General features: G+C 46.9%; 11 protein-coding genes. All 11 read left to right on the top strand.

From position 1 onward, the window contains the following. Positions 1-361 precede the first annotated feature (361 nt). The 11 genes from QZ379_RS11595 to QZ379_RS11545 all read left to right on the top strand — a co-directional run bounded on the left by QZ379_RS11595 (position 362) and on the right by QZ379_RS11545 (position 6,578). Positions 362-1,387: a site-specific integrase gene (locus QZ379_RS11595; protein ID WP_124317461.1), complete on the top strand. Its 1,026-nt coding sequence runs from the start codon at positions 362-364 to the stop codon at positions 1,385-1,387. A gap of 1,026 nt (positions 1,388-2,413) precedes the next feature. Further along, positions 2,414-2,632, top strand: a complete 219-nt coding sequence (locus QZ379_RS11590) for a hypothetical protein (RefSeq protein WP_004322004.1) — start codon at positions 2,414-2,416, stop codon at positions 2,630-2,632. Between the two features lie 11 nt (positions 2,633-2,643). Further along, positions 2,644-2,865 carry a hypothetical protein gene (locus tag QZ379_RS11585; protein ID WP_004322005.1) on the top strand — a complete coding sequence of 74 codons (222 nt, stop codon included), beginning with the start codon at positions 2,644-2,646 and terminating at the stop codon, positions 2,863-2,865. A 19-nt stretch (positions 2,866-2,884) separates the two neighbouring features. After that, on the top strand, positions 2,885-3,175 hold the full coding sequence (locus QZ379_RS11580; RefSeq protein ID WP_004322006.1) for a hypothetical protein: 291 nt from the start codon (positions 2,885-2,887) through the stop codon (positions 3,173-3,175). A 9-nt stretch (positions 3,176-3,184) separates the two neighbouring features. Next, positions 3,185-3,778, top strand: a complete 594-nt coding sequence (locus QZ379_RS11575) for a hypothetical protein (protein ID WP_004322007.1) — start codon at positions 3,185-3,187, stop codon at positions 3,776-3,778. 17 nt (positions 3,779-3,795) lie between these two features. Next, the gene (locus tag QZ379_RS11570; RefSeq protein ID WP_004322008.1) at positions 3,796-4,218 is read left to right on the top strand and encodes a PcfK-like family protein; all 423 of its coding nucleotides are present in this window, start codon (positions 3,796-3,798) and stop codon (positions 4,216-4,218) included. Between the two features lie 4 nt (positions 4,219-4,222). After that, positions 4,223-5,557: a PcfJ domain-containing protein gene (locus tag QZ379_RS11565; protein ID WP_004322009.1), complete on the top strand. Its 1,335-nt coding sequence runs from the start codon at positions 4,223-4,225 to the stop codon at positions 5,555-5,557. 27 nt (positions 5,558-5,584) lie between these two features. Beyond that, on the top strand, positions 5,585-5,842 hold the full coding sequence (locus QZ379_RS11560) for a hypothetical protein (RefSeq protein WP_004322010.1): 258 nt from the start codon (positions 5,585-5,587) through the stop codon (positions 5,840-5,842). An 11-nt stretch (positions 5,843-5,853) separates the two neighbouring features. After that, entirely contained in the window at positions 5,854-6,072 is a 219-nt protein-coding gene (locus QZ379_RS11555; RefSeq protein ID WP_004322011.1) for a DUF3873 family protein, read from the top strand. After that, a complete protein-coding gene (locus tag QZ379_RS11550; RefSeq protein WP_004322012.1) occupies positions 6,069-6,314 on the top strand; it encodes a hypothetical protein in 246 nt (81 codons plus the stop codon). The genes QZ379_RS11555 and QZ379_RS11550 overlap by 4 nt, the downstream gene beginning before the upstream one ends. A gap of 60 nt (positions 6,315-6,374) precedes the next feature. Continuing rightward, complete coding sequence (locus QZ379_RS11545; protein WP_008156960.1) at positions 6,375-6,578, top strand: hypothetical protein; 204 nt, start codon at positions 6,375-6,377, stop codon at positions 6,576-6,578. Positions 6,579-6,652 lie beyond the last annotated feature (74 nt).

Genomic DNA, 6,652 nt, shown 5'->3' with positions numbered 1-6,652 from the left:
TTTTTATCCCTTTCCAAGAAAGTTTAACTTCAAAAATGTCATGCACCTTTTGCATACAACTGGATATTATTTACCCCAATCCCCCAAGGGTGATTAATATAAATAAAGAAGTGTGGGAATTGCTAGTTTATTTTACAAGAGGTATCGCCAATAACCTACACTGATAAAATCACACTCAAACAAAAGCCAATTAATAACAATAAAAATCAGTAATTTAAACAGCATTTGCCGACATTCTAGAAACTTATTTTTGTCTTTGTTTTTATTATTTTTGTGTCATTTTTGTTACTCGTTTGTTACTCGTCATTGTCGGGTAACAAAAAATGACTATCTTTGTAGTGGTAACAATTCAGAAAACATCATGGCAAAGAAAAAGAAAGCGGTCAAGGCCAAGGAGCCTATTAGACTACGATTCAAAGAGCTTGCAAACGGTAACAAAAGCCTGTACTTGGATATTTACAGGGATGGTAAACGGCAGTACGAGTTTTTAAAACTCTACCTTATTCCAGAAACAGACGAGACAGCTAAGGTAAGGAATCTAAACACGCTACAAGCGGCAAACGCTATCAAGGCTCAAAAAGTCATAGAACTAACAAACGATGAGGCGGGAGTGGTAAAGACTACCACACGATCAAAAATGCTTCTAATAGACTGGATGAGGTATTATAGTGATCACAAGTTAAAAACGGGGCAAAGTGCCGCTTTCCACGTTCAAATAGATAAAGCGATCAAACATTTAATCAAGTACAAGGGTGAAACCGTCACCATGAAAGAAGTTGATAAAGCTTTTTGCTTGGGCTTTATTGACTACCTGAACAATGCCAAAAGGAAAGATGGTAAACTCATGGCCAAGGTCACAACGGCAGGTTATTTTAGGTGCTTGAATTGTGCCTTGAACTTTGCCGTGAAGGAAGAAATAATACCCTACAACCCCATCACAAAAGTAAATTCAGATGATAGAATAAAGATCCCAGAAAGCACACGTGAATACCTGACCGTTGAGGAAATAAAAAAGCTGATCGGCTCAACGTGTATCAACGAGCCAACCAAACAGGCTTATTTGTTCAGTTGTTTTTGTGGGTTAAGGCTGGGTGATATTCAGGCGTTAACATGGGGAGATATTATTCAGGATGGCGAGCAATACCGGGCAAAAATAGTGATGAAGAAGACCCAAAAGACCCTTTATTTACCCCTGTCTGGTGAGGCTTTAAAATGGATGCCAGAACGGGGCGAGGCCAAAGATACCGATAAGGTTTTCTATCTACCATACCCCACTTATATCAACGTGGTATTAAAAACGTGGGCGCAAAATAGCGGGATAAACAAAACGATAACTTTTCACACTGCAAGACACAATAAAAATTGTATCTTTCAAGCTATGAGATAATTAACAGAGAAACAAAACAGACTTGTTAACGGTTTAGAAACCAGCGAACTTCTATAATCTGCCTCATTTTGCATCAAGCGAAAGAACGTCCTTACTTTTTGCAAAGGTACAAAACAGTCCCCGTCTTTGCAAAATTTCCCGCAATTTTATTTCGCCCGCAAATTTTATCCTCCATCATTTTTCCTGTTCTGAAAACGGCTTCCGGCTTGATGTGCGCAAGCCCATTTCAGAAGCAGCACAAGCAAAGAAAAGCCCACGACGACCACAATGTCACCAGTGACACTGCCATCGTCGCGGACACTTCTTTTATGTGCTTGTGCTGAACGGCCAAGACCGTCTTATTCGTTTTTCTTTTTTCGTTTCCGTTGTCAGCCGGAAATGCCGCCGGATGCAGGACACGGCAAGCGTGAATCTGCTCCTGCGACTATTCCCGGCTGTCATGTGTGGCCTGTCTTCCAACCGTCTTGCCCTGCCGTTGCCAATCGGAGCAATGGCAGGCAAGACCATTTTCAGACAGATGCCGCCGGAGGAACACCCGCGACCGCAAGCCATGCCCGCATGACAATGACGGTCACGGGACTTCCGTCACGGCGGCAGGAAAGCGAGGCTTTCCCTTGTCAGTTGCGCCGCCCTTTCGATTTTCCTGTGGCGCGTTGCGCCATTTCACATACTTCCCCCTTTTCCTTTCCGTCTCTCCAAGTGTATGCCAATGTCCCCATGCCGCCATTCCAGACGGCATCAGTGGTCATTTTCGTTGCAGGGGCAAAGGTAAAGACGGGATTAGGAACACAAATTTTTTAGCCACAATCTCCACACTTCGCAGGCTCAGGTAGTATTCTGTCGAAAAAATTTGCTGAACCTACTCCCCTGACCTTTGCTTTTTCCCCTGAAACGAAAACGACCGGTGCGCGGTCGGAAGACGTCACAAGGAGACATCGGACATACGGAGAGGCGAAAAGAAAAAGGACTCGACCCGACCTCCCCATCCGAGCAAGACAAGTAACAACAATCTAAAAATTGGAAGATATGAGAATGACATTGAACGACATCGGAAAGGCTATGCGGAGCGTATTGTCCGCAATGGTGAGAGCAGCATGGGGCATTACCCTTTGCGCAGGAGGTTTGGCGGTGGGCATCGCAGGGGAAATCCTGCTGGGTATGTTGAACTTCATGTTCGGCATCCTCACCGCCCTGCTTTCAGTAGTGGCAGCTATCGGAATTTTCATTTGGTTATTAACCCTTTAATTCATACGGATATGGCGAAAAGACACAGCAAGACAGTGGCACAACAATGCAGGTATTACGAGGTGGACAACATCTTCGAGTATATGGTAGAGGTGTGCATCAACGGTAACTTTTCCTCATTCAGGAGGTTGTACCACGAGTTGAACAAGGAGGCAAGAAAGGACTTCATCGCCTTTCTCATCTTGGAATGCCCGCCCCAATACCACATAGAGATTTTACAGAAAACCGTATAACCATCTTAAATTACAGACAATGGAAACTTTTGACTTTTATATGGATTGCAAGGTAACTTGCTGGGAACGTACCCGCTTCTCCATCAAAGCGAACAGCTATGAAGAAGCCAAATCCATCATTCTTTCATGGGAAGATAAAGACGTGAACAGCCATATCGGTATGGACGAGAACGTCATCTATTGCGACTACGAATTGAACCCCGAAACGGTGGAAGGACTGTCCCCTGCGGAAAACGACAACAACCCTACGATGGAAATCTACGGACGGGATGACGAGTTGTTTTATCACAATATGTTGGACGAACAATAGAGCAAAGTTATGAGAACGGAAACGAGGAAATACGAAGTTTACAAGGTGGACGAGCTTTCGGACAAGGCGAAAGAGAACGCCTATTGGAAGTGGTTGAAAGGCTTTGAATATGACGCATCCGACAACAGGGCAACGTTGAAAGCCTTTGAGGAGATTTTCAAGGTAAAGGTAAGCAGGTGGAATTATGATGCCTGTACCTATAATTTCCAATTCATCTCAAATTACAGCGGGGAAGAGGAAGAACTGTGCGGTGTGCGGTTGCTGAAATTCATCGTGAACAACTATTGGCACAACCTTTTCAAGCCCAAGACCTATTGGCACAAAAAGGACTTCCACAAACAGCGCAGAAGTCGGATATCCGTAACCAATGATTGTGTGCTGACGGGTTATTGTGCGGACATGGACATACTGAAACCCATATACGACTTTCTGAAAGTCCCCGACAAGCATACGAACTTGTATGACTTGATGAATGACTGCATCGACAGCTTTTTCCGCTTTTGCAGGGATGATGTGGAATATGCTAGCAACGAGGAAGCCTTTGAGCGTGATTGCGAAGCCAACGAATACGAGTTTTTATCCAACGGAGAATTTTTCAAATAACTAAAATACATACAGATATGAACGGAACAGACCATTTCAAGCGGACCATCCAAGCCTATTTGGACAGCCGTGCGGCGGAGGACAAGCTGTTTGCAGCAAGTTACAGCAAGCCGAACAAGAACATGGACGATTGCATCACCTATTTGTTGCATTGGGCGAAAAGCCAATGCAATGGAGGCAACGGCATAGGCGTTACCGCAGGGGAAGTCTTGTCGCAAGCGGTACACTATTTTGACGAGGACGACATCGACATCGGCAAACCAATCCCGTGCCAAGTCATGGTATGCGGAGTTGAACTGACGGACGAGGAAAAGGCGGAAGCAAGGCAGAGAGCCATCCGCCAATACCAAGACGAGGAACTGCGCAAGATGCAAAACCGGAACAAGGCTAAGGCGAACCAAAAGACAAACGCACAACAAGTTGAACTTTCATTATTCTGAACCTATGAAACCCAAGACACCCATACAGAAAGAAGTCATCCGTCTGAGCGCAACCCTGCCCGAACTGACAAACGCACAGAGAACCTACGCTTTCCACCATTGTTTCAAGCACTACGGCAGGCGGACTGCAAAAGGCGTCATTACCTGCACGGAGTGCGGACACGCATGGAAAAGCGGACACAGCCTTGCCGACACGCTTTGCGGATGCACCTGCCCGAACTGCGGCACGGCATTGGAAATCACGGACACCCGAAAGAGGGTGTTCGTGGACAACGAGTATTTCTCCATCATCACCACCTGCAAAGGCTACCAGGTAATACGTTTCTTTTTCGTCAGGAGCCGTCAGAAAGTCGGGCAAAAGGCGGAGTATTCCATCTTTGAGGTGGCACAGCGGTGGATTGCTCCTGACGGCAAGTCCGAGACAGTGGCAAGGTTGCGTGGCTTTTCACTTCTCTACTACGACTTGTGGAACGAGGACAGCCCGATGGAAATCCGCAGGAACAACCAGCATAAGGTGTATGACATTGACCCGATATGCACCTATCCACGCCGACGGATTATCCCCGAAATTAAGCGAAATGGCTTTGACGGCAACCTGCACGGCATACTGCCTTACGACTTCTTCAAGGCTATCCTTTCGGACAGCCGTGCGGAAACATTGCTGAAGTCGGGCAACATCGAACACTTGCGCTATTTCCTCTCCCGTCCGCAGGTACTTGACAGATGTTGGAACTCGTACAAGATAGCCATGCGGAATAAATATGCCATAACCGACATCTCATTGTGGTGCGACCTCGTATATCTCTTAGAGAGATTGGGAAAAGATTTGCGCAACCCCCGTTTCATATGCCCGCCCGATTTCAAGGCGGCTCACGACCTGTATATGGGGAAACGGCAAGTCCAATTGGAGCGTGAACGGCAGCAGCAACACAGGGAGTGGGAAGCCGAGCGGTTGGAGCGTGAGCGGAAGCGTCTGGAAGAAATGGCGAAAGAGAAAGACGAGTATATCCGAAAGAAAGCCGCATTCCTCAACCTTGTACTGACGGACGGTCTAATCATCGTCAAGGTGCTGCAAAGCGTGGACGAGTTCTACGAGGAGGGGAAAGCCATGCACCATTGCGTCTATGCCAACGCCTACTACAACAATGAGAACTCCCTGATACTTTCCGCACGGATAGACGAGCGACGCATCGAGACAGTGGAGGTGGACTTGCGGACATTAAAAGTGGTGCAGAGCCGTGGCGTATGCAACTCCAACACCGAATACCACGACCGCATCATCAAATTGGTGGAGGACAATGCCGAGCAGATACGGAAACGGATGAAAGAAGCAGCGTAATCGTTTAACAACTTAATACTTATTGATATGGAAGTGAGAATAGAAAACATGATTTTCGGGTGGCACGAGAAACTGCCTGAAATGTTCATCGAATTGTTGAACACGCTTGTACTGACAAAGGACGAGCAGGATGTAAGGGGGGTAATGGAGGTGTTCGCCCGAAAGAAACTTTTCAACGCCCTTTTCGCATTCGGGTATGGCGCACACCATCTGTGGGTGACACAGAAAAAGGCATCCGACCCCGACCAATGTTTGGAGAACAGATTACTGATTGTTGAATTTTAATTGATAAGGCTATGACAACAAGAATGACTATTAACGGAGTAAGCACCTGCACGGCAGGTGAGAAATACGAGAAATTCCAACTGAAAATCGGGCGCAAAGTCCGCACGATGTACCAATATGACTATCGGGACACCACAACGGGAGAACTGTTCTCCTGCGTGAAACCCACATTGGACGAGTGCAGGCGGTTGCGTGACGAATGGATTAAAGCGAAGGAGGGCAGACGATGAGCGCAGGATATGAAACGCTGATAGTGACGTTCAGCGACCCTATCAAGGTTTTGGACAATATGTTCGCCGATGCGGACGCATGGGGAACGGACAGCCTCAAAGGATGGGTGGAGGACTATGAAAGTACGAGGTTTACGCAGATAAACGGGCATACGGCAGTCATCACTTCCGAATACAACATGCCCTGCGTAAAGGAATGGCTCACACGCTGCACGGCTATCGCCGACATAAAGGAATTTTGAGTGCGTGGCGGTGGAAACACCGCCCACACTCCATTCGTAACAACTGAAAAAACAAGCGAAATGAAATACTATTTCATACTGACAGACGGCAGGGACGCATGGGTGCAGTTCGTTTACCTGCCCACGCAAGATGAAGCGTCCGGTTATATCCGAGATTTGCGGAGCGTGGGAATATCCGTACACGGGTATAACCTTTGGAACAAGGACACACGCCCCATTGCCGAGCGCACACTTGAGCGTGTGCTGCAAAGGATAAAGCGGTAAAATCGGGCGGCAGGCTTGCCGCCCGCTACTTTCTTTCATGAGCAGGTCAGCGGATAAGAAAGTAGCAAAGAAAC

It is taken from the genome of Bacteroides sp., from assembly GCF_019417265.1.
Classification (GTDB): domain Bacteria; phylum Bacteroidota; class Bacteroidia; order Bacteroidales; family Bacteroidaceae; genus Phocaeicola.
Note: the sequence above shows the minus strand (reverse complement) of the source record. Positions and strands in the feature narration are given on the sequence as shown.

Coding starts and splice junctions, on each gene's coding strand:
- QZ379_RS11595 (WP_124317461.1), top strand. CDS start 362: ATGGCAAAGAAAAAGAAAGCGGTCAAGGCCAAGGAGCCTATTAGACTA.
- QZ379_RS11590 (WP_004322004.1), top strand. CDS start 2,414: ATGAGAATGACATTGAACGACATCGGAAAGGCTATGCGGAGCGTATTG.
- QZ379_RS11585 (WP_004322005.1), top strand. CDS start 2,644: ATGGCGAAAAGACACAGCAAGACAGTGGCACAACAATGCAGGTATTAC.
- QZ379_RS11580 (WP_004322006.1), top strand. CDS start 2,885: ATGGAAACTTTTGACTTTTATATGGATTGCAAGGTAACTTGCTGGGAA.
- QZ379_RS11575 (WP_004322007.1), top strand. CDS start 3,185: ATGAGAACGGAAACGAGGAAATACGAAGTTTACAAGGTGGACGAGCTT.
- QZ379_RS11570 (WP_004322008.1), top strand. CDS start 3,796: ATGAACGGAACAGACCATTTCAAGCGGACCATCCAAGCCTATTTGGAC.
- QZ379_RS11565 (WP_004322009.1), top strand. CDS start 4,223: ATGAAACCCAAGACACCCATACAGAAAGAAGTCATCCGTCTGAGCGCA.
- QZ379_RS11560 (WP_004322010.1), top strand. CDS start 5,585: ATGGAAGTGAGAATAGAAAACATGATTTTCGGGTGGCACGAGAAACTG.
- QZ379_RS11555 (WP_004322011.1), top strand. CDS start 5,854: ATGACAACAAGAATGACTATTAACGGAGTAAGCACCTGCACGGCAGGT.
- QZ379_RS11550 (WP_004322012.1), top strand. CDS start 6,069: ATGAGCGCAGGATATGAAACGCTGATAGTGACGTTCAGCGACCCTATC.
- QZ379_RS11545 (WP_008156960.1), top strand. CDS start 6,375: ATGAAATACTATTTCATACTGACAGACGGCAGGGACGCATGGGTGCAG.